This window comes from Glycomyces sp. NPDC046736, from assembly GCF_040645615.1.
In the GTDB taxonomy this organism is placed as follows: Bacteria; Actinomycetota; Actinomycetes; order Mycobacteriales; family Micromonosporaceae; genus Glycomyces.
The window spans coordinates 11,494-34,029 of the sequence record NZ_JBEYYO010000015.1 but is presented as its reverse complement, the minus strand read 5'-3'; the positions used below and the strand labels follow the sequence as shown (position 1 = coordinate 34,029).

Below are 22,536 nucleotides of genomic sequence, written 5' to 3'. Positions count from 1 at the left end.
AGCTTGCCCGGCGATGTCTGACAACAGTAGCGGTAAGGAAATCACGGTCCCGCCGATAGCCGATGAACTGGGTCGGGTCTTCGCCGACGAGGGCTTCGAACTGCATCTGGTCGGCGGTCCGGTCCGGGACGCGGTGCTGCGCCGGACGGTGAGCGATCTGGACTTCACCACCGACGCCCGTCCAGATGCGACCGAGGCGATCCTGCGCCGGTCGTGCTCGACGGTGTGGACCACGGGGGCGGACTTCGGGACCATCGGGGGCATGTTCCGGGGCGAACAGGTCGAGGTGACCACGTTCCGGGCCGACGCCTACGACCGCGTCAGCCGCAACCCGATCGTCCGCTACGGCGACAGTCTGGTCGACGACCTGGAGCGCCGCGACTTCACCGTGAACGCGATGGCCGTGTCGGTGCCCGGCCACGTCTTCGCCGACCCGTTCGGCGGGATCGAGGACATCGCGCGCCGCACGATCCGCACCCCGGCCTCGCCGGAGTCCTCGTTCGCCGACGACCCGCTGCGGATGCTCCGGGCGGCCCGGTTCTCCGCGCAGCTCGGTTTCGGCATCGAGCCGGACACGCTGGACGCGATGCGGCGCATGGCCCCCGAGCTGGGGCGGATCACCGCCGAGCGCATCAGGGACGAGTTCGTCAAGCTGATGCTGGCTCCCGATCCGGTGGTGGGCCTGCGGGTCCTGGTCGACACCGGCCTGGCCGCCGAGTTCCTGCCCGAGCTGCCCGCGCTGCGCATGGAGATCGACGAGCACGCCCAGCACAAGGACGTCTACGAGCACTCGCTTCAGGTGCTGCGCAACGCGATCGCGCTCGAGACCGACGGCCCCGATCTGCTGCTGCGGCTCGCGGCGCTCTTGCACGACATCGGCAAGCCCGAGACCAAGGAAGTCGTGGCTGGCGGCGGCGTTTCCTTCCACCACCACGATGTGGCCGGAGCTCGCTTGGCGCGCAGGCGGATGCGCGAGCTGCGCTTCCCCAAGGCCGAGGTGCAGGCCGTGTCGCAGCTCATCGCGTTGCACCTGCGGTTCTACGGCTACGGCGATGCCGGTTGGACCGATTCGGCGGTGCGCCGGTACGTGACCGACGCCGGGCCCGAGCTCGAACGGCTGCACGTCCTGGTGCGTTCGGACTGCACGACCCGCAACCGGCGCAAGGCCGAGCGGCTGCGCCGCGACTACGACGCGTTCGAGGAGCGCATCGCGCGCATCCGGGCCGCGGAGGACTTGCGCGCGGTGCGCCCCGACCTCGACGGCAACGCGATCATGGAGCTCTTGGGCCTGGCGCCCGGCCCCGAGGTGGGCCGGGCCTGGGCGCACCTCAAGGAGCTTCGGCTGGAGCGCGGTCCGATGCCGCGCGAGGAGGCGGAAGCGGCGCTCCTGGCATGGGCGGCAGCCGAAGGGATCGCACCGCGTCCAGACGTGGATTGAGGATTTCCCGCACCACCAGGGCGCACAGGATCGCCACGGTGACCCACCGGGAGGCTGCCGCGAACAGGAACAGGCCTTCGGCGATGCCTCGGTCGTCGTCGGCCGAGACCTGGAGCATCTTGCCGTAGAACGCGAGGAAGTAGCCGAACTCGGCGGCCTGCCACACCAGGAAGAACCCCCACTTGGGGCGTGCGAGGATCAGCAGCGGGATCAGCCACAGCACGTACTGCTGCGACCAGACCTTCCCGAACAGCAAGAACGCGGCCACCACGAGGAAGCACAGCTGCGCCAGGCGCGGCACCACGTCCTCCATCGGCATCTTATTGCGTTGTACGAAGAACCCGAGCGCGGCGATCCCCAGGCACGAGGCCGCGAACAGCACCAGGTACAGGTCGTTGACGAACTCGGAGTCCCACAGCGCGTCCCAGCCGGTGACGCCGCGCAGCACGTACCAGCCGGTGCCCCAGTCCACGGGCCGTTCGGAGTTGAGCTCGAAGAACCGCAGCCACGAGTCGCGCCACAGGTAGGCCACGGGCGCGTTGATCACCGCCCACACAACGGCCGCGGCGGCGGTCGACTGGAGCGCGGGCAGGATCCGCTTCTGCCTCACCGCGAGCACCAGCAGCGGGCCGAGGAACAAGAGCGGGTAGAACTTCGCGGCGACCGCCAGGCCGAGGAAGACCCCGGCGGCGACGGGGCGGCCGCGCTGCCAGTACAGGAAGAACGGCATCGCCAGAGCGATCGCGAACAGGTCCCAGTTGACGGTGGCCGTCACCAGCACCACCGGCGCGGCCGCGAGCATCATCGCGTCCCAGGGTCGAGAAGGCCTGGCGTGCACCAGGGCCGGGTCCGGGCTCGGCCCCGGCAGGTCGGTGCGGCGGTTGTCCTCCCTGATGCGGTGGAGGACGGCGATGGCGGCCGCGCCGCAGATGATCAGCACGATCGCGTTGAGGTGGAAGAAGATCGGGCCGCCGTCGGTGCCGGCGACCGAGCCGATGCGGAAGGCGATCTGCCCGAGGATGCCCATGAACCACCCGGTCAGTACCGGGTATTCGACCGGGTGGTCACGGTAGGGGATGAAGCCCTCGTTGAGCCGCTCGGCCCCCCACAGCGCGCGGATGTCGGTGTAGCAGGCGCTGGTGTACTGCTGCCAGTCGACCCAGCCGCCCGCCGAGCACGGGTATTTCTGGAGCCAGTTGAGGGCGAAGACGATGAGGCCGGTGAGGAGGATGACGCGGATCGGGGTCCAGAAGCGGCGGCGGGGCGGGTCCTGGGCGTGGTCGCCGAAGGGCCCGCCGATGACGCTCGCGAAGATGCGGGCGACGCGGTCGGTTCGGGTGGGGGCGGCGGGGGTGCGCGGCGGGTCAATGGGAGACGGCGGCATGGGCCCTATTGTGGCCCATGCCGCCGTCGCACGGTAATCGCGGCCGAACGCTAATCTCGGCCCCAGTCGGAGGTCTCCTCGATCGGGGTCGACGGATCGGTGGACGGCGTCTCCTCGCAGTCCGGCAGGAAGATGCTGTCACCGCACTCTTCGCTGGATTCGCCGTCGCCCGGCGTGGTCGGGTCGGTCGGGTCGGGGGTCGGCTGGTCGTTGTCGTCCTCGTTGCCGTCCTCGGGACAGACGCCGCCGGCTCCGGGCTCGCTCCCGTCCTCGCACTTCTCCTCGTCGTCGGCTCCGCAGCGGGAGTCCTTGTCGCCGTTGGCCGCGCAGTACTCGCCGTCGGTGCGGAAACCCGCCTTGTCCAGGTCCCAGGTGGTCGGCGAGCCGTTGAGGGCCTTGCCTCCCCATTCGACGGGTTCCCAGGCCTCGTCGCCGTCCTTGACGTCGAGGATCTTGTGCATCGCGACCAGCCACGCCGGGTAGGCGGTGTTGCCGCCGAAGACGTTGTTGAAACTGCCGTCGGGCCCTGAGATCGGGTCCGATTCGGATTCGAGGTTCCCGACCCAGGAGGCGATCGAGAGCTGCGGGATCGCGCCCACGTACCAGGCGTGGGCGTTCCAGCCCGCCTCGTATTTGTTGCCGTTCTCGTCCTCGCCCGAGGCCTCCCACGTACCGGTCTTGCCGAAGTAGTCGCGGGTGAGGTCCTCGCCGACGGTGTTCTCGCCCTTGATCTGCGCGCCCACGTACTGGAGGTCGCGGGCGGTCTCGGCCGCGATCACCTGGTCGGACTTGAGATCGCGCTTCGGTTCGACCTCTTCGCCGCGGTAGTCGAAGACCTTGGCGATGTAGTGGGTCTCCTCGTAGAGGCCGTCGTTGGCGATGGTCGCGTAGATCGCGGCCATGTCCTTGACGCTGGTCGGGTACTGGCCGAAGGCGAGGTGGTAGTAGAACGGGTCGGTCTTCTTGGTCTCGTCCGGGCCGCCGATCGGGCAGGCCTGCGGGACGCCGTCGGTGTCGAGGATGAACGCGCCGTCGAGGTTGACCTCGGGGACGCAGTTCTCGTCGGTCTGCACCAGCGCCCAGGTGTCCCAGTTGCCGTTGACGTCGGTGACAGGGTTGCCCTCGGCGTCGACGGCCTGGCCGTGGAGGATGTACTCGCCGTTCGGAGTGAGCTCGTAGTTGACGTTCGGGGAGTGGTCGCCGCCCTCGCTGTCGAACACCTGGAGCGACTGGCTCATCTGGGTCAGGCCCATCGCGTTGGCGTAGCGCAGGATCTCGTCGGCGCCGTACTGCTCGGCGATCGAGTACATCGGGGTGTTCTTGGAGCTGACGACCGAGTCCTCAAGGGTGAGTTCGAGCTTCCGCTGGCTCTGGGAGCCGCTGCGGATGGCGCAGTTGGGGTAGTCGCCGCCGCCGATGCAGGTCTCGTCGTCGTTCTTGAGCGAGTCGAAGTTGCGCGGGGAGTCGGCGTTGAACCAGGACTCGATCGAGTCGCCGTTCTGGATCGCGGTCGCGGCGGTCACCATCTTCATGGTCGAGGACGGCGGGTGCGGGGACTCGGCGCCGGCCTTGTCGACGCCGAAGCCGTCGTCGCCGCCGTAGTAGCCCAGGACCGCGCCGGTGGCGGGGTCGATGGCCACCATCGCCGACATCATGTATTCCTTGTACTCCTTGAGGGCCGCTTCGTCGTTGTCGTTGATGAACTGGGCGTAGCCCTCCTCGCTCGTGTCGAGCGCGGCCTCGGACCGACTGTCGACCGGGTTGCCGTCCTTGTCGAGGTAGGTGTCGCCGTCCATCTTCACGGCCACTTGGCCGCGGGAGTTGGTCGCCTTGAGCGCGGCCTGGATGTCCTGGTCGATGGTGAGGACGACCTTGTAGCCGCCGTTCTGGCCCTCGGCGCCGCCGAGCATCTCGGGGGTGATGTCGTAGCGGTCGTAGAGCTCGTCGAAGACGTAGCCGTCGAGTTCGTTGACGATGAAGCCCACGTCGGTGTTGCCGCCCCACGAACCGCTGGACTTGAAGTCGTTGATCGGGGTGGGCATCTCGTAGGAGTCACGTTGCTCCTGGGTGAGCGCCCCGGTCTCGACCATCGAGTTCATCGAGTAGTTCCAGCGACCGAGGGCGGCCTCTTCGTTGTACACGTCGTTGTAGTACTCGTCGTAGAGGCCGTTGGGGGACTTGACCTGCATGACGATGAACGCGGCCTCGTGGTAGTCGAGTTCGAGGAGCGGCTTGTCGAAGTAGACCTTCGCGGCGGCTTCGATCCCGGTGGCCCCCCGGCCGAAGTAGGCGAGGTTGAGGTAGGCCGTGATGATCTGGTCCTTCGAGTACTGGTTCTCGATCTTCATGGCCATCGCGGCCTCGCGGGCCTTGCGGTCGTATGAGATGTCGTCGCGGATGTCCATGATCATGCCCGCGTACTGCTGGGTGATCGTGGAGGCGCCCTGGGTGTCGCCGCCGGTGAGGTTGTTGACCAGCGCGCCCATGGTGCGGGTGAAGTCGACCCCGCTGTGGTCCATGAACTTGCGGTCCTCGGTGGCGATCAGCGCGTCCTTGACGGTCTGGGGGATCTCGTTCGGGTCGGCCTGGAGGCGCAGCGTCTCGCCGTAGCCGCCGGCCTCGGTGTTGCCGTCGGCGAAGGTGAAGGTGCTCGACTCGCCGGCGCGGGCGATGTTGTTGACGTCGCCGACGTCGACGAAGAAGTAGGAGGCGACGATGGTGACGCCGGTGACGAACAGGATGGCCAGTGCGATGAGCGTGGCGAGCATCTTGCGGCCGAAGCGCTTGCGTTTCTTCTTGTCGCCTTCGTCGCCCTTGCCGGGGCCGGAGCCGGCGCGGCGTCTGCCGCCCGCGCCCGCGCGGCCTGCGCGTTCGGGGGTCTTGTCACGATCGAGGGTGCGGCCGCCGACTGAGGCCGAACCTACGGAGGCCGAGCCCACGGACGCGGAGCCGACGGAGGCCGAGCCGACCGAGGCGCGGCCGCTGCGGCCGTTCGGGCCGACCGACGCCGAGCCGGAGGCGCCGCCCACCGAGGCCGAGCCGCGCCCGACCGACGCGGAGCCGCGGCCGACGGGGGCCGAACCGGAGGGCGGGGTGCCGTACTGGGACTGCGGGGGGCGGGCCGAGCCGCGTCCGGGCTGCGGGGCGCCTTGGCGGCGGTCGCTTCCCCAGCCGGGTGCCGCCGAACGCCCGCGCGGGTCGGGGCCGTTGTTGTAGGCGCGGCCTTGACCGGCGCCGCGTCCCTGCCCCCGAGGGTCTTCGGGGGGCGGGGCGGGGCGGTAACCGTAGTCGCTCATGCTCAACCATCCACGTGCTGTGTTGCCCAGGCGGTGCCGGGGCTTGCCGGTCGGCCCGGTGCGCCTTCTCGGCGTCTGCCCCGGGGGGCGTGCCAGGCGACCGGTCTTCGCAAAGGTCTACTCCGGCATGGGGGGTGGCCGGTCGCCTCGCAGTTTCGCACACGAATGCTGAGAGGCTGCTGCCAGTTCGCTTGGTGGGCACGAGCCTATCGGACGAGAGGCCCTCTGACCAGCGCGAGCGGCCTCGCCTTGACGTGATCTGCGCCTGGGGCTATGGTTAGGCGGATGTATCGAACCGATACATCGGTTAGTTAGGTCACCGTGTGAAGGGAGGGACGCGATGCTCGAGCTCGCCATTCTGGGGCTCCTGCACGAATCCCCCATGCACGGCTACGAGCTGCGCAAACGTCTGCTGGCCCTGCTCGGGGCCATTCGGGCGGCGTTCAGCTACGGCTCCCTTTACCCCACCTTGAAGCGGATGCGTCAGCGCGGACTCATCGTCGAGGAGACCCCTGGCACGGGGGAGGCCGAGAACACCGGCGCCGTCAAGGGCGCCGAGAAACCGCTGCTCACCGGGCGCCGGGCCCGCAAGGTCTACCGGCTCACACCCGAGGGCAAGGAGCACTTCGCCCAGCTCATGGCCGAGGGCGGGCCCGAGACCGCGGACGAGGCCCTGTTCGGGGTCCACTTCGCGTTCTTCTCCCGCACCGACCCCGCCACGCGCCTGCGCATCCTGGAGGCGCGGCGCCGCCGCGTCGAGGAGCGCCGCGAACGCATCCGCGAGGCCCTGGCCCGCACCGCCGAGAGGGTCGACGCCTACGGGCTCGAACTCCAGCGGCACGGCCTGGAGACCGCCGAGCGGGAGGTGCGCTGGCTCAACGAGCTCATCGCCACCGAGGAGGGCCGCCGGCCCCAGCGGCAGCGGAACGACTTCGGCGAGTCCATCGCCGAACCGGGGCGGCCGCAGGCCTCCCCGAGTCAGGGAACACCCGATCCGGCTTCGAGCGCCGGAGACCCAAATAAACAAGGCAAAGGAGGCATGCGCGATGGGTAAGCTGCGCGTAGCCATTGTCGGCGTGGGGAACTGCGCCTCTTCGTTGGTCCAAGGCGTCGAGTACTACCGCGACGCCGCGCCCGAGGACCGGGTGCCCGGCCTCATGCACGTCCAGTTCGGCGACTACCACATCAACGACATCGAGTTCGTCGCCGCGTTCGACGTGGACGCGAAGAAGGTCGGGCAGGACCTCTCCAGCGCCATCAACGCCTCGGAGAACAACACCATCCAGTTCGCCGAGGTGCCCCCCACCGGCGTTCCCGTCCTGCGCGGCCCCACGCACGACGGCCTGGGCCAGTACTACACCGAGATGGTCACCGAGTCCTCCGAAGCGCCGGTCGACGTGGTCGCCGAGCTGAAGAAGGCCAAGGCCGACGTCGTGGTGTGCTACCTGCCGGTGGGCTCCGAGACCGCCGCGAAGTTCTACGCGCAGGCCTCGATCGACGCGGGCGCGGCCTTCGTCAACGCCCTGCCGGTGTTCATCGCCTCCGACCCCGAATGGGCCAAGAAGTTCACCGACGCCGGGATCCCGATCGTCGGCGACGACATCAAGTCCCAGGTCGGCGCCACCATCGTGCACCGCGTGCTGGCGAAGCTGTTCGAAGACCGCGGCGTGCGCCTCGACCGCACGTACCAGCTGAACTTCGGCGGCAACATGGACTTCATGAACATGCTGGAGCGCACCCGCCTGAAGTCGAAGAAGATCTCCAAGACCCAGTCGGTGACCTCGCAGATCCCGCACGAGATGCGCGGCGCCGACGTCCACATCGGCCCCTCGGACCACGTGCCGTGGCTGACCGACCGCAAGTGGGCGTACATCCGCCTGGAGGGCACCACCTTCGGCGACGTCCCGCTCAACGCCGAGCTCAAGCTCGAAGTGTGGGACTCCCCGAACTCGGCCGGCGTCATCATCGACGCGGTCCGCGCCGCGAAGATCGCCCTCGACCGCGGCCAGGGCGGCCCCGTCGCGAGCGCGTCGAGCTACTTCATGAAGTCCCCGGCCGAGCAGTTCTCCGACGAAGAGGCCCGCGTCTCGGTCGAGAACTTCATCGCCGGGAAGTAACACTCGCCCACGCCAAGGGGGACCCCTGGGCGGGCCCGGCCACAGCGCCGAGCTTCGCCGTGAAGGGGTCCCCCTTGGCGTGCAACGGAGTTATCCTCGGACGATGCGCACCGACGGGCACCTCCGAAGCCTCGCGGGCAACCGACGCTTCCGGCAGCTGCTGGGCGTGCGGCTCACCTCGCAGGCCGCGGACGGCATGTTCCAGGCCTCCCTGGCGCTCTCGGTGTTCTTCAACCCCGACCTGGGCGAGGCGAACGACCCGTTCCGGTACGCCGCCGCCGTGGCGATCCTCCTGGGCCCCTACTCGCTGCTGGGCCCCTACGTGGGCACCGTCCTGGACCGGTGCAGCCGCCGCAACCTGATCGGCGGCGCCAACCTGGCCCGAGCCGCCCTCATGCTCGTCATCTGCCTGACCCTCGTCACCGGCTTCAACTGGACGTGGGTCCTGTGCGCGATGCTCGTGCTCGCCGCCAACCGGTTCGTCCTCGCGGGCCTGGCCGCCTCCCACCCGCAGGTCGTGCCCGAGAAGGACCTCGTCACCGCCAACTCCCTCGCCTCCACGCTCGGCGCTCTGGCCTACGGCCTCGGCCTGGCCACCACCGGCGTGGCCAAACTCCTCGACTCCGGCGTCTCCTACTCCATGCTCGCTCTGGCCGCCGGGTGCGGCTACCTCGTCTCGGCGTTCATCGTCACCGCCTCGTTCGGCCGCTCCGACCTCGGACCAGTCGACGAGGCCCCCGGCGGCGGCCTGTGGCGAGGCGTCGCCGACACCACCGCAGGCATGTGGGAGGGCTTCAAGCACCTGGGCAGGCGCCGCGGGCCCGCGCTGGTCATGGCCGTGCAAGGCCTGCACCGGTTCCTGTACGGCATCGTGTTCATCATCGCGATCGCCCTGTTCATGGGCTTCTTCTGGGACCTCCAGTCCGACCCCGACCGCACCACCACGATCTCGTGGCTGCTCGTGCTCGCCGTCCTCGGCAACGTCGGGGTCCTCGCCGCCGCGCTCGCCACGCCCCGCGCCACCCGCGTGTGGGGCCCCAGGAACTGGGTGCTCGTGCTCATCGGGCTGTGCGCCGTGGTCGTGGCCTGCCTCGCCGGGACCATGAAACCGGTCATGTTCGCCGTGGCCGTGCTGCTGGTGAACATCGCGTCCCAGGGCATCAAGATCACCGTCGACACCAGCATCCAGCGCGGCATCGAGGACGCCTACCGGGGCCGGGTCTTCAGCGTCAACGACACCGTCTACAACGTCGGCTACCTCGCCGGGCTGTTCGCGGCCGCAATCGTCGTTCCCAAGGACGGCTACACGCCCGGGACGCTCATCGGCGTCGCGGTCGCCTACGCCCTCGTCTGCCTCGGATACGCCTATCTCGCGCGAGCCGACGCACCGTACGATGCTCAGTCATGGAGCCCAGCCGCGCCCGCCCCCCGGCCCACGACGAGCCAGTAGGCGAGAACCCCTTCCGCGGCACACCCCCCTGGCAACGCAGCGGCGGCTGGAAACGGGGCCTGGCCGGACTCGGCGCGGTCCTGCTCACCACCGGGTCGGTCGCGGCGGTCACCTGGCTCGCTTTCCGCGACGAAGGCGGCCAGGCCGCCCACGACGGCGAGATCATCTCCAGCCAATGCCACATCACCGAAGCCGACGACGCGGGCGAAGGCGCCGACCCCATGAGCCCCGGCACGCCCCCCGAGCGGTCCCTCGCGGTCGTGCAGACCAACTACGGCGACATCACCGTGATGCTCTGGGGCGACCTCGCCCCGTGCAGCGTCACCGCGTTCACACACCTGGCCGAGACCGGTTTCTACTACTCCCACGCGTGCGACCGCCTCACCACGCAGGCGATCGACCCCACCGCGATCCTGCGCTGCGGCAGCCCCGCGTCCGATTCCGACCCTGAATCCGACGCGACCTTCGGCCCCGGCTGGCGCTTCCAGGCCGAGACCGGCATGGCCGGCAACGACGTCGCCGACGTCCTCGCCCTGGTCACCGACGACCGCGGCCGCGCCGGAGCGGCCTTCGCGCTCATCCGCGGCGCCGCGATCCCCACCGCCGGGGTCAGCGTCATCGGCGGCATCGTCGACGGCTACGAAGTCCTCGACCAGATCGCCGCGCTCTCGGAGACCGTCGAATCCGACGGGCCCCCGCAGGCCCCCGTCGAGATCTGGGACGTGTACGTCACCGACATCGAGGACCTGCCCACCGGGCCCGACACCGCGGCCCAGACCGAGACGCCCTCGGCGACACCGACAGGCACCCCGAGCGAAAGCGTGACCGAGACCCCGACCGGGCTCACGCCCGGCGAAAGCCCGACAGGTGCGACCGAAACCCCGACCGCCGCGCAGTCGAGCTAGTCCTCGCCGTCCTTGTCCTTGCCCGCGGCGTTCCGCTTCGCGTACTTGTCCACGTACTCCTGACCGGTCAGGCGCCGGATCGCGTCCATCACCTCGTCGGTGACCGCCCGGATCACCACCCGGTCGTTCTCCAGGCCCTTGTACCGCGTGAAATCGAGCGGCTTGCCCACCCGCACCCCCACCGGGGCCACACGCGGGCGCGACTCGCCGATCGGCAGCACCTTCTCCGTGCCGATCAACCCGATCGGCACCACCGGCGCACCCGAGGCCAGCGCCAACCGCGCCACCCCCGGTTTGCCGCGGTACAACCGCCCGTCGGGCGAACGCGTCCCCTCCGGGAAGATCGCGAACACCCGGCCCTCCTCCAGCACCTCCAAGGACGGCTCCAGGGCCGAAGCGCTCTTGCGCCCGCCCGAGCGGTCCACGGCCACCTGGCCCAAGGCCTTGACCGTGGAGGAGATGATCTTGCCCTTGACGCCCGCGCCGGTGAAGTACTCGATCTTCGCCATCGTGGCGATGTGCCGCTTGGTCGTCAGACCCAGGAAGTAGTGGTCGGCCACGGAGAGGTGGTTCGACGCCAGAATCACCGGGCCGGTCTCGGGAATGTTCTCTTTCCCGTCGATCCACGGCCTGTAGATGAGTTTGATGGTCGGAGCGGCCGTCCATTGCAACGTCTTGTACAGCACCGTGTTCAGCTCTCCAGTGGTCTCACCCCGGCGGCGGGAGGGTCGTTACGGGCCAATTATGGCTCGCGAACCGCTCCTGGCGAAACCCGCGAGCCCTGCGGCCCTCGCCGGGAGACGAGCGCGGCCCCGCCAGGAAGGCAGGGCCGAGTCTAAGCCATCTTCCAGCTCTACAAGTACTGGCCGGGATGGTGGTCGCGATCGTCACCGCGCGCCGCCCGCTCGGCCATCACGGCCCTCAGCTGCGGCGGAAGCTCCTCGCTCCCGGCGGGCAGGGCCTTGAGCTCCCCGCCCCGCATCTGGTCGAGCTGCAACCGCGCGGCCATCTGCTGCGCCACCAGCGCCGCCTGGATGCCGTGGAACAGGCCCTCCAGCCAGCCCACGAGCTGGGCCTGCGCGATGCGCAGCTCCGCCTCGGTGGGGATCTCGTCGGCGCTGAACGGCAGCGAGAGCCGCTCCAGCTCGTCGCGCAGCTCCGGCGCCAGGCCAGTCTCCAGCTCGGCGATCGAACGCTGGTGGATGTCGCGGAGGCGCTGGCGGCCCTTGTCGTCGAGGTCGGCGGCGCGGACCTCTTCGAGCAGCTGCTTGATCATCGAGCCGACGCGCATGACCTTGGCCGGTTCGGAGACGAGCTTGGTCGGGTCGGACTCGTAGGCCTCGTCCTCGGCCGGGGCGTCCTCAGAGGTGACCGGGTTGCCCTCGGCGTCGAGGATGACGGGCTGGTCCTCGGACTCCCGCTCCTCGTACCCGTCCTGCTCGGTGTTCGCTTCGCTCATGGTCGGCGTGACCCCACTGTCCTGTCGAGTGTCCTGGCGTCCTCGGGGCACCGCGAAGGCGCTCCCGTTTCCTCTACTCCGAGCCTAACGCGAACGCTTCCGGGGCTGTTCCCGCTCGCGGCGCGCAGCCCCGACGGCGTGGTCGAGGACGATCCGAATATAGGCGACCATGCCGTCCTCGCCGTGTTCGGCCGAGCGTTCGCGGGCACGAAAAAGGGCCCCGTTTCCGGAGCCCTTCGTCGGTGCGCGAGGGGGGACTTGAACCCCCACGTCCTTTCGGACACTGGCACCTGAAGCCAGCGCGTCTGCCATTCCGCCACTCGCGCGAGTGTCAGTACTTACGACGCGACGATATTACCCTGGCTGGTCTTTGGCACGCCACGGGGTATTGGCCCCTTTGAGTCGCGCGCCACTCACAGGAGGGTGCGCAGGCGGCCCACGGGCTGGCCGCCGCCGAGGACCTCGGGCGCTACGAGCGCGTCGACCTCGGCTTTGGCGCTCTCGGGGATCGCCAGGCCGGTGTGGCGCACCAGGGCGCGGATCGCCACGGGCATGGAGGCCCGGCCCGCGCCGTCGTCGATCTTGACGGCCACCGCGCCCGATCCGGGGAAGGCGATCACGTGGACGCCTTCGGCGCCGCCCTTGGCGAGCAGGCCCGGCAGGGCGGTCATGCCGCGGTGGTCGGCTCCCGACGTGCCGTCGATGAGGATCGGGTTGGCGCGCATCGCGTCGGCGACGCGGCGCTCGGGGGTGCCCTCGGGGGCGGCCACCAGGCGGGCGAACGCGCGGGCGATGCCGTGCAGGGACACGGCCAGGACCGGCGCGCCGCAGCCGTCGACGCCGACCGCGCCCACGGTCTCGCCGGTGAGCTCTTCGACGGTGGCGGTGATGAGCCGCTGGAGCGGGTGGGCCGGGTCGCGGTAGGTGTCCGGGTCCCAGCCGGCGGCGGCGCAGGCCGCGAGCATCCCTGAGTGCTTGCCCGAGCAGTTCATGTAGATCCGGCTCGGGTGGCCTCCGGCGGCGATCACGTCGCGGCGGGCGGCCTGGTCGCCGGGGAGGTCGGGCGGGCATTGCAGCCGGTCCTCGCCGAGCCCGGCGTGGGCGAGCACGGAGCGGGCGCGTTCGACGTGGACCGCCTCGCCCCGGTGGCTCGCCGCACTGATGGCCAGGTCGGCCTCGCTCGCGGGCTCCCATCCGGCGCGGAGCATCGCCACGGCCTGCATGGGCTTGTTGGAGGAGCGGGGGAAGACCGGGGCGGCGGTGTCGCCGATGGAGGCGACGAGCTCCCCGGCGGTGTCGGTGACGGCCACGCTGCCTCGGTGGAAGCTCTCGGCGAAGCCGGACCTGAGGATTTCGGCGACGGGTTCGCCGCCGCGGTAGGAAGCACTCATACCGCGGAGACTATCCCCGCCGCCGAGGCGGCGTGCCTGATCGGCGCCGAACAGACGCCTCGGTCACGCGGGCTAGAACGACGCGGACTGACCGTCCACAAGGAACTTCGCTTCTTGGTTCTGGGCGACCGAGCGTTTGAGCACGGCGAGGGCGATCTGGCCGTCCTCGTAGTGCTGGACGGCGGTGCCGATGAACCCGATCTCCTTGCCGTCCAAGGTCACCGGGGTACCGGTGGCGGGCGGGTGCTCGTCGGAGCCGTCGAGGTGGAGCATGACGAGGCGACGCGGCGACTGGCCGAGGTGGTGGACCTTCGCCACGGTCTCCTGGCCGCGGTAGCAGCCCTTGTTGAAGTGCACCGCTCGCGAGAGCCAGTGCGGGACTTCGTGCGGGACGGTCTTTTCGTCGGTGTCGATTCCGAACCTCGGCACCCCGGCGGCCACTCGAAGCGCGTCGAACGCCCAGGTTCCGGCTAGGCCCTTTTCAGCCGGGGTGACGTTCGCGAAGTCTTCGGCGAACACCTCGCGTGGTTCAAGCACGTCGTAGGTGCGGACGCCGAGCGCGTCGGTTCGCCGGGTCCAGCCCGGGGCAGCGTCGAGCGGAGCGCCCGGATACACGGCCGTGGGCACTGGAAGCAGCTCCTGCTGCACGAACTTCGCCGGTGGCACCGGCTGCACCGTCGGTTCGGCGTCTTCGAGAGACTCGCCGAAGGTCCAGGTGAACAGCGCCCAATCGGCGGAGGCGTCCTCGATGTCGACTTCCGTGCGGAACTTCATCATCTGGAGGTACTTCAGCAGCGCCTCGCCACGGCCGGGCTCGGTGTCGAGCCAGGTGGTCTCGCCGTCGTCGTAGACGTTCATGTGGTGCTCGACGCGGCCGGTGGGGGAGAGGATGAGCGTTTCGGTGCCCTGGTGGGGCTTGAGGCTGGTGAGGTGCTGGGTGGTGAGCGAGTGGAGCCAGGTCAGGCGCGGTTCGCCGGTCACCGTGATGAGGTCTCGGTCAGAGCGGTCGAAGACCGCGGTCCCCTGCTGGACCGCGGCGCGCTGCTCGGTGAGCGGGCCGCCGTAGTGCCAGGCGGTGCGTCCGGTCGCGATCGCGGAGGGCGTGGTGGCCACGGCCCCGGGCAGGGACAACAGCGGGGACGGTGTGGCGGTGTCGTCGGACGGCGTGGTCATGCGTGCTTCTCCTGGCATTCGGCGCAGGTCCCGAACACCGCGACGTGGCCGACGTCCATCACGAAACCCGTGGTGTCGGCGACCTCCTTGCGCGCGTTCGCGAACAGCGACGGTTCGACTTCGGTGATCCGGCCGCAGCGGTGGCACACCAGGTGGGCGTGGCCTCTGTCGCCGGACAGGTGGTAGGTGGGGGCGCCGTGGGAGAGGTGGGTGTGCGAGACGAGCTGGAGCTCTTCGAGCAGGTCGAGGGTGCGGTAGACGGTGGTGATGTTCACGCCTTCGACCTGGCCGCGGATGCGCTCGTGGATCTGCTCGGGGGTCGCGTGCCCGAGCGAGCGGACCGCTTCCAGCACGAGCTGGCGCTGCGCGGTCATGCGCAGCCCTTTGGCGCGCAGCACCGCCGCCAACTCGGTCTCGGCCTCGGCTTCGGTGGGCATAGCTGCATGGTACTGCGCCGGTCTCCGCCGACGCCCCCACCGCGACCCCACCCGGTCACGCGCGGCCCTTTGACACGTTCGGGTGACATATCGGCGCCGGACCCCGATTCTTGTCGTACCCAGGCGGCAGGATTTCGGCAGACGGTCCTTCCTTTTCCCCTTGGGTGGGCGGGGGTTTGGGATGGACGTCCCACCCGCCCACCCAAGGCTCCGCCCCGGCGGGGGCAGAATGAGGCCATGGCACTTGTAACCGCAGTACTGCACCGCGGCGTCGTCGACTCGGACGCGCCGCTCCTGTGCGCCGACGATCTCGGGGTCCTCCGGGGCGACGGCGTCTTCGAGACGATCAACGTCCGCGCCGGTCAGGCGTTCCTGCTCTCCGAACACCTCGACCGCATGGCGAACTCCGCGCGCCGCATGGAGTTCGAGCTTCCCGCCAAGGCCGAGCTCGCCGAGCTCGCCGAGCAGGCCCTCGTGGCCTGGCGCGAGCGCGGCGAAGGCGAAGGGGCCCTGCGCCTGGTCGCGACCCGCGGGCGCGAGCACGGGGGCCCGCCCACCGTCTACGCCACCGTCGACCCGGTCCCGCTCGAACGCGTCCTCCCGCGCCGCGACGGCCTCAAGATCGCCACGGCGACCCTGGGGGTGAATGCCGATGCGCGGGGGGAAGCCCCGTGGCTCCTAGGCGGGGTCAAGGCACTCTCCTACGCGTCGATGATGGCCGTGACCCGCTGGGCCAAGACCCAAGGCGCCGACGACGCCCTGTGGGTCTCGGCCGACGGGTTCGCGCTCGAAGGCCCGACCTCCTCGCTCCTGTGGCTGGAGGGCGACACGCTCTGCACCACCTCGACCTCGGCGGGCATCCTCCCCGGGACGACCAGCGCGCACCTGCTGGAGCAGGCGCCGAAGGCGGGACTGAAGACCGCCGAGAAGCTGATCCCGTTGGGGGAGTTGAAGAACGCGGAGGCCGCGTGGCTGAGCTCCTCCGTTCGAGGTGTGGCCTTCATCACCCAGATCGACGGGGAACCGGTGGCGCAGCGGGCCGACATCACCGCTGAGCTGGACAAACTCGCGGGCTTCGAGGTTCCTTCGTAACGGTTCGGCATCGATTCCCAGGTTCTTCCCAGGCTCGGCACAGGCCACGTTCAGAGACGGTCCTCATAGTAATGATTGTTCCGGTCACGCCGACAAGCCGAACGGACGGACATGGGCAGTCATCCGGGAGGCACGGAACAATCCGGGGGCACAAACCAGTAAGGGCAATCGGGCACAGCCCTACTGGTGCCAATGAAAAGTGGAGCTCCTCCACTTTATCGGGGCCGCAGCGAATGGGCAAGCGCTGCGGCCCCATTAACGTGTCACAGGACCGACACGAATCCGCATCGCGGTCTCATCGGCCTCTCTCGCAACCCGACTCGGTTCCGCACTCGCTGCGGCCTGCGGCGATGCGATTCGGGTGCAATGGTTCAGCGCCGCAGGACCTTCCCGGGGTTGAGAATCCCGAGTGGGTCGAGCGCGTCTTTCAACCGGCGCTGCACGGCCAGGTTGACCGGGTCGAGTTCCTTCACGAGCCAATCGCGTTTGAGCAACCCGACGCCGTGCTCGCCGGTGATGGTGCCGCCCATCGCGAGCGCGGTCTCCAGGATCTCGTCGAACGCGGCCCGCCCGGCCGCCAGGGAATCGGGGTCCTCGGGGTGGACGATGATGTTCGGGTGCAGGTTCCCGTCGCCGGCATGGGCGATGACGCCGATGACCACGCCGTGCCGCTCGGCGGTGGCCTGCACGGCGTCGAGCGCCTCGGCCAGGCGCGAGCGCGGCACGGCCACGTCGTCCACGAGCACGGTCCCCAGCTTCTCCATCGCGTGGTAGGCGCTGCGCCGCGATTCGAGGAGCGCGTCGGCCTCCTCGGCGTCGGTGGCGCGGAAGACCTCGGCCGCACCGGACTCGACGCAGAGCCGTTCGATCGCGACCAGCTCGGCGGCCGGGTTCGCGTCGGCGGCGGCCAGCAGCAGCGCGGCCGCCTCGGTCGGGAGCCCCATGGGGCGCAGGGCTTCCAGGGCCCGCAGGTGGGTGTTGTCGATGAGTTCGAGCAGGCTCGGCTGGGCGCCGGAGGCCATGATCGCGGTGACGGCCCTCCCGGCGTCGGCGGTGGTGTCGAAGACCGCGGCGAGCGTGAGCCGCTCGGCCGGGATCGGCGAGAGCTTCAGGGTGGCCTCGGTGATGATCCCCAGGGTCCCTTCGGAACCGCAGAACAATCGCACCAGGTCGTACCCGGCCACGCCCTTCGCGGTGGTGCGCCCGCAGCGCATCACCTCGCCGGAGGCGAGCACGACTTCCAGGCCCAGCACGTATTCGGGGGTGGTGCCGTACTTGACGCAGCACATGCCGCCCGCACCGGTGGCGATGTTCCCGCCGATCGTGGAGATCTGCCAGGACCCGGGGTCGGGGCTGTAGCGCAGCCCGAACTCCTTGGCGGCCTCGGAGATCGCGGCGTTGAGGACCCCGGGCTGGCACACCGCGACGCGGTTGACCGGGTCGATCGAGAGGATGCGGTCCATCTGCGAGAGGTCGAGCAGCAGCGCGCCGTCCACGGCGGTGGCCGCCCCGGCCAGGCCGGTCCGGGCCCCTTGCGGCACTACGGGAACGCCGAACTCGGCGGCGACCTGCACCGCGGCGCTCACCTCGTCGGTCGAACGCGCCCGCACCAGTGCCGCGGCCTTCCCGGCCGGGACGAGCCCGGCGTGGTCGACCGCGTGCGCTGCCAGCACGTCGGCGTCGAGCACCGGCGCGAGGCCCGCGCTCTTCAGGGCGGTGACGAGTTCGCTCATGCCACGATTGTCACTCAACCCGGGCCCCATCTCCGATCGGGTGCACTCGCCCCTAAATCGTATAGGATATATCCTATGTGATTCGGGTGAGCTAAGCGTAAGGGTCGATGTCGATGACGCCGCGCACGATCTCGGCGAGCTCCTCGACCCGCTCGATGCCCTCGGTATCGGAGGCCGAACCGCCGGTGAAGATCGCCAGTTCGATCGGGCGCTCGGTGTCCCCGGCGACGACACCGATCGAGTTCACGACCCATTCGCCGCCGAGGAAGTCGCGGGTGTCCCACCCGTTCTTCATCCACACCGACTCGTCCTCCAGCGCCGCCGCGGAGACGCCCCACTGCTGGTTCGGGGCCAGGTCGCCCATGAGCGAGCGCGCGTACTCGACCTGCTCGGCGTCGAGCACCCCGCCCTCCTCGAACAGCGTGAGCTCAAGCACCCGCAGCTGGTCGACGGCGGTGGACTGGGTCATGCCCCACCGCTCGGTCTCGTGCGGGTTGGTGGCGGCCAGCTCGTAGTCGATGTGGGCCTGGGCGATCGCGTCGTGCCCGTCGTCGAACGTGCCGCCGTAGAGCATGTCGTTGGTCGCGTCGTTGTCGGAGTTGCGGATCATCAGCTCGGCCCGGTCGAGCAGCCAGCCCGGCACCTGGTCGAGGGTCCCGTACTCCTCCAGCACCATCGCGAGGATCTCGACCTTGACCACCGAGGCCGTGTCGTACTGCACCTCGCCCTCGTAGTCGAGCCGGAACGTCCCGTCGTCCACCGCGATCGAAGCGTAGAAGTTCTCGTCGTCCAGTTCGGCCAGATAATCGTCCACGGCCTGGTCCAGCGCGGCCTGCAACTGGGCCTGCGCGGCCTCGTGCAACTGCTCCTCGGACGGCTGGAGCGCGGAGTCGTCGGCGGCCTGGGCGTCCTTGGACGGCACGTCGACAGAACCGCCGGAACCGCCGGCGTCGCCTGAGAACGGGCCGATGTAGATCACGGCCGCGACGAGCACGGCGAAGGCGGGCACGGCGATGAAGGGCCAGAGCCGCCGCGAGGCGGGTTTTGCAGACACAGAGGGAACCTGACTGTCACGCGATGGGGGGGAGCGGAAGCGTTGCTGCGGCCCACGCTAAAGCAGGTGCAGTCGCCTTCACAAGCAGGTGCATTCGAGAGTTTCGCAACGATTGCGCATCGGTGGAGGTCCGGTCGCCCCGAACGCCCCTGCCGCCCCATCGTGCCTCGGCGCGGCGGGCCCGGCAAACGGCGAAGCGCCCGCCGGTGACGGACGCTTCGCTCAGTGATTCATGTCTCGGTGGGGCCGTGAGGCACTGGTCCGGACGTTCGCGGTGGGACCTGGGGAGGAATTGACCATCGACGTTCGCCCGAGCCGCAGTGCCTCACGGAGACTCCACCGTGCCGTTCCCCTCCGGCCTGCGCCGCGACCAACGCGCGGTACGAGCCGGATCGGGCCCGGTGAGACACCGGGCCGCCCGCTGCCGCTCGCGCCGGTTCCGCACCCGCCCGCCCGGCCAGGCCGGGGAGTGGTGCACGGGACCGGCCGAGACGGCCGCCTGCGGCGCCGGGGCCTGCGCGGCGACGGCGATCACGCCGTCACCCGCTGCTTCAACAGGGTGCGGGCCACCGCGGCCGCCACACCCACCAGACAGATGATCGCGACCAGGGCCAACAGCCCGTTCGCCCCGTCGGCCACGGCCTTCGGGTCCACCGCCACGACCTCGTCAGACACGGCCGAGTCGTCAGCCGCCGCGTCAGTGTCCTGACCCGGGGGCGGCCCGAACGCGTTCACCTCTTCGGTCTCTTCGGCATCGGGCTCCTCGGCCTCCGCCTCGGCCCCGTCCTCACCCTCGGGACCCTGCTGGCCCGCGGCATCATACGCATCAGGCTGCGACTGCGACCCGCCCTCGGTGGACGACGACGAAGAGGAGTCCCGGCCCTCATCGGAGTCAGGGGCCGGGAGCGTCCGCACGTCAGTCTCCGAGTCCTCGCGGTCCTCGACCGGGGCTTCCTCGGACTGCGCCTCCACCACGTTCACCTGCGCCGACTTGTACTCGGCGAACAGGCCCGCGCACGAGGGGACCATCGCCACCTCGGCCGAGCGGTTCATCACGAACACCTGCGTGGCGCCCTTGCCGATCTCGTACACCTCGTCGCCCACATGCAGCTTCGCGTCAGTGCCCAGATCGTTGCGGTAGCGCACCTGCGAGCCCTGCTCGACCGTGACCTCGGACGAGTCCGGACTCGACGTGGCCGACACCAGACCCAGCACCCCGCAGTCGCCGCTGAAGACGACCTCGCCGCCGCGGCCGGACTCCTGCTCGTCGGCCGTGGCCATGCTCACCCCGGCGGCCGCGCCGCCCAGCGCCAGCATCGACGCCGCCGAGAACGCCGCCAACCGGGTCCGGCGCCGATGCGCCCGACGCTCGACCGCCTCCTGGATCCTCGGCGCCACCCGGCCGTCGTTCACCGGATACGGCAGAGGACGACGCGTCTGAGCCCGTGACTGCTGACCCAGCTTCGAGGTGTGTCTTCCCATGCCTACGTCTCTCCAAGTGCCGCGATGACAGAATGCCGACCCGATCGTCAACGGGAATCAGGTCTCAACCACTTTCAACGAGCCGAAGCCGAAAAGGTGACGGTCCGCGCCCCGGACGATTCACATGCGGGCGAGTCGGGGTAGGCGACCGTCCGTAGGATGTGGCTGACAGCACCGAGCGAGACCGCGGGAACCCCATGTCCACACTTGAGTCCGAATCCGGCGAAGGGCCCCGGCCCCAGGCCGCGGCCCCCAGCGCCACCGAAGCCCCGGAAGCGGACCACGAACGCTGGCAGCGCTTCGCCGAGACCGGCGACGCCCCCGCCGAGGACCGAGCGCCCGCAGGCAGGCTCCGCCGCACCGGCCGCCGCCTCGCCCGAGGCGCCCGCAGCGAATGGACCATCGCCACCCTCGTCAGCATCCTGCTCGCCGTCGCCATGACCTGGCCGCTGGCGGGGCAACTCCACCAGGTCATCCCGCACGACCTCGGCGACCCGCTCCTCCAGGCCTACACGCTCGGCTGGCTCTCCGAAGCGCTGCGCACCGACCCCGGCGGCATCTGGGACACCAACACCTTCTGGCCCGCCACCGACTCGCTGCTGTTCACCGACACCCTCCTCGGCTTCGCGCCCGCCGCGCTGCTGGCCACCGACGCCACCCGCGTCCTGGTCGTCTACAACCTGCTGTTCATCGGCTCCTTCGCCCTCGCGTTCCTCGGCATGTACGCCCTCCTGCGCCAACTCGGCGCCCGCGTCGCCGCCTCCGCCGTCGGCGCCGCCGCGTTCGCCTACGCCCCTTGGAAACTCGCCCACCTCGGACACCTCAACGTGCTGTCCTCCGGCGGCATCGTCCTCGCCCTGGCGATGCTCGCGCGCGGCCACGGCTGGTCCATGCGCCACGGCTTCAAACCCGAACGCCAACGGCCCGGCTGGATCATCGCCGGATGGCTCGTGGCCCTGTGGCAGTTCGCGATCGGCGTCGCCCTCGGCCTCACGTTCGTGTACGTGCTGCTCGCGATCGGCGTCGTGGTCGGCTGCATCTGGCTCGTGCGCCGACCGGCCCTGCGCTGGCAGACCCTCGCCGCGAACGGCCTGGGCGGCACCGTCTTCAGCCTCGGGGTGCTGTGGATCGCCGACAAGCACGCCGCGGTCGCCAACGCCCATCCCGAGACCGTGCGCGACTACGAGTACGTGCGCTGGTTCAGCCCCACCTGGCAGAGCTTCATTATCGCGCCCGAGGAGTCGCGCCTGTGGGGCACCGCCCACGAGGCCGCCCGCGCCGAACTGACCTGGCCGCCCGAGCAGACGCTCCTCGTCGGATTCACGTTGCTGGCCTTGGCCGTCGCCGGCCTGATGTGGTCGTGCTGGAGCCGCTGGCAGCGGATCTGGCTCGCGCTCGGCACCGGCGTGCTGTTCGCGCTGGCGATGGGGCCGAACTTCCTCGACGACGGCGATTGGGCGTGGCGGCTGCTCTACGACTACGCGCCCGGGTTCGACGCGATCCGCACGCCGGGGCGGCTGGTGCTGTACATGACGATCCTGCTGGCGATCCTCGCCGCCGGGACGCTCAGCCAGATCGCCGACGAGGCCGACCGGGTCGCACACGAGTCCAGAGTGGACAAGCGGCTGCGGGTCCGCGCGCCGCGGCGCGTCCATGCTCTTCTGTTCCTGCCGCTCATCCCGATCCTGGCCGAAGGCGTCCCGGTCGAGGAGAACTGGGCGCCGCCGGAGGCGCCGGTGGCGATGTCGGAGCTCGAAGGCCCGGTGCTGTTCCTGCCTTCGGGCGGGGGCGACACGAAGGTCCAGTTCTGGACGCTCGACGGTTTCGTGGAGACCGCGAACGGCAGCGCCGCGTTCACCCCGTTGGAGCTCACCGGGATCCGCTCGATGTCGATGGGCTTCCCCGACGACGCGGCGCTGGACTCGCTGCGCGAGGCGGGGATCGAGACGGTGGTGGTCCTCCCGGGCCAGCTTCCCGGCACCGACTGGGCGGGCCTGGACACCGAGGCCGAACCGTTCGGGGTGGACGTCGAACGCACCGAGTCGGCGATCATCTACGACCTCAATCCGAACGATTGAATCACCGCATTCCCGAAATATCGGATATGTCCCTTAGGGGCCCCCTG

General features: G+C 69.9%; 17 protein-coding genes and 1 tRNA gene. 7 read left to right on the top strand and 11 right to left on the bottom strand.

Annotated features, from left to right (window positions below; all coding sequences use genetic code 11):
• Positions 1-13: 13 nt before the first annotated feature.
• Positions 14-1,438 carry a CCA tRNA nucleotidyltransferase gene (locus AB0B28_RS15540; protein WP_360121271.1) on the top strand — a complete coding sequence of 475 codons (1,425 nt, stop codon included), beginning with the start codon at positions 14-16 and terminating at the stop codon, positions 1,436-1,438.
• Here the strand turns inward: AB0B28_RS15540 and AB0B28_RS15535 are convergent.
• Positions 1,329-2,822 (bottom strand): glycosyltransferase 87 family protein, encoded by a 1,494-nt coding sequence (locus AB0B28_RS15535; protein WP_360121269.1) that lies wholly within the window; start codon positions 2,820-2,822, stop codon positions 1,329-1,331. The two genes, AB0B28_RS15540 and AB0B28_RS15535, sit on opposite strands and share 110 nt — an antisense overlap.
• Positions 2,823-2,872: 50 nt before the next feature.
• On the bottom strand, positions 2,873-6,118 hold the full coding sequence (locus AB0B28_RS15530; protein WP_360121267.1) for a transglycosylase domain-containing protein: 3,246 nt from the start codon (positions 6,116-6,118) through the stop codon (positions 2,873-2,875).
• 340 nt (positions 6,119-6,458) lie between these two features.
• Between AB0B28_RS15530 and AB0B28_RS15525 the strand changes: the two genes are divergently transcribed.
• From AB0B28_RS15525 to AB0B28_RS15510, 4 genes are all read left to right on the top strand, one after another.
• Positions 6,459-7,172, top strand: coding sequence for a PadR family transcriptional regulator (locus AB0B28_RS15525; protein WP_360121265.1), 714 nt, complete (start codon positions 6,459-6,461; stop codon positions 7,170-7,172).
• Positions 7,165-8,235 carry an inositol-3-phosphate synthase gene (locus tag AB0B28_RS15520; protein ID WP_360121263.1) on the top strand — a complete coding sequence of 357 codons (1,071 nt, stop codon included), beginning with the start codon at positions 7,165-7,167 and terminating at the stop codon, positions 8,233-8,235. The genes AB0B28_RS15525 and AB0B28_RS15520 overlap by 8 nt, the downstream gene beginning before the upstream one ends.
• A gap of 103 nt (positions 8,236-8,338) precedes the next feature.
• Positions 8,339-9,685, top strand: coding sequence for an MFS transporter (locus tag AB0B28_RS15515; RefSeq protein WP_360121261.1), 1,347 nt, complete (start codon positions 8,339-8,341; stop codon positions 9,683-9,685).
• Positions 9,640-10,590 carry a peptidylprolyl isomerase gene (locus AB0B28_RS15510; RefSeq protein WP_360121259.1) on the top strand — a complete coding sequence of 317 codons (951 nt, stop codon included), beginning with the start codon at positions 9,640-9,642 and terminating at the stop codon, positions 10,588-10,590. Before AB0B28_RS15515 ends, AB0B28_RS15510 begins: the two co-directional genes overlap by 46 nt.
• Here AB0B28_RS15510 and AB0B28_RS15505 read toward each other — a convergent pair.
• The 6 genes from AB0B28_RS15505 to AB0B28_RS15480 all read right to left on the bottom strand — a co-directional run bounded on the left by AB0B28_RS15505 (position 10,587) and on the right by AB0B28_RS15480 (position 15,050).
• A complete protein-coding gene (locus AB0B28_RS15505) occupies positions 10,587-11,276 on the bottom strand; it encodes a lysophospholipid acyltransferase family protein (protein WP_360121257.1) in 690 nt (229 codons plus the stop codon). The genes AB0B28_RS15510 and AB0B28_RS15505 overlap by 4 nt on opposite strands.
• Before the next feature lie 167 nt (positions 11,277-11,443).
• Positions 11,444-12,049: a bacterial proteasome activator family protein gene (locus AB0B28_RS15500; protein WP_360121255.1), complete on the bottom strand. Its 606-nt coding sequence runs from the start codon at positions 12,047-12,049 to the stop codon at positions 11,444-11,446.
• A 243-nt stretch (positions 12,050-12,292) separates the two neighbouring features.
• Positions 12,293-12,375, bottom strand: a tRNA-Leu gene (locus AB0B28_RS15495).
• 87 nt (positions 12,376-12,462) lie between these two features.
• The gene (locus tag AB0B28_RS15490) at positions 12,463-13,440 is read right to left on the bottom strand and encodes an asparaginase (protein WP_360121253.1); all 978 of its coding nucleotides are present in this window, start codon (positions 13,438-13,440) and stop codon (positions 12,463-12,465) included.
• Positions 13,441-13,512: 72 nt separating this feature from the next.
• The gene (locus AB0B28_RS15485) at positions 13,513-14,613 is read right to left on the bottom strand and encodes a folate-binding protein (protein ID WP_360121251.1); all 1,101 of its coding nucleotides are present in this window, start codon (positions 14,611-14,613) and stop codon (positions 13,513-13,515) included.
• A complete protein-coding gene (locus AB0B28_RS15480) occupies positions 14,610-15,050 on the bottom strand; it encodes a Fur family transcriptional regulator (protein WP_360121249.1) in 441 nt (146 codons plus the stop codon). The genes AB0B28_RS15485 and AB0B28_RS15480 overlap by 4 nt, the downstream gene beginning before the upstream one ends.
• 237 nt (positions 15,051-15,287) lie before the next feature.
• Here AB0B28_RS15480 and AB0B28_RS15475 point away from each other — a divergent pair, with 237 nt between their 5' ends.
• Positions 15,288-16,142, top strand: a complete 855-nt coding sequence (locus tag AB0B28_RS15475; protein WP_360121247.1) for an aminotransferase class IV — start codon at positions 15,288-15,290, stop codon at positions 16,140-16,142.
• Positions 16,143-16,513: 371 nt separating this feature from the next.
• On the opposite strand, the gene AB0B28_RS15470 is transcribed toward AB0B28_RS15475, so the two are convergent.
• From AB0B28_RS15470 to AB0B28_RS15460, 3 genes are all read right to left on the bottom strand, one after another.
• Entirely contained in the window at positions 16,514-17,875 is a 1,362-nt protein-coding gene (locus AB0B28_RS15470) for an FAD-linked oxidase C-terminal domain-containing protein (RefSeq protein ID WP_360121245.1), read from the bottom strand.
• A gap of 91 nt (positions 17,876-17,966) precedes the next feature.
• On the bottom strand, positions 17,967-18,929 hold the full coding sequence (locus tag AB0B28_RS15465; protein ID WP_360121243.1) for a hypothetical protein: 963 nt from the start codon (positions 18,927-18,929) through the stop codon (positions 17,967-17,969).
• A 531-nt stretch (positions 18,930-19,460) separates the two neighbouring features.
• Complete coding sequence (locus AB0B28_RS15460; protein ID WP_360121241.1) at positions 19,461-20,327, bottom strand: hypothetical protein; 867 nt, start codon at positions 20,325-20,327, stop codon at positions 19,461-19,463.
• 281 nt (positions 20,328-20,608) lie between these two features.
• Between AB0B28_RS15460 and AB0B28_RS15455 the strand changes: the two genes are divergently transcribed.
• Positions 20,609-22,489: a hypothetical protein gene (locus tag AB0B28_RS15455; protein ID WP_360121239.1), complete on the top strand. Its 1,881-nt coding sequence runs from the start codon at positions 20,609-20,611 to the stop codon at positions 22,487-22,489.
• Positions 22,490-22,536: the final 47 nt, after the last annotated feature.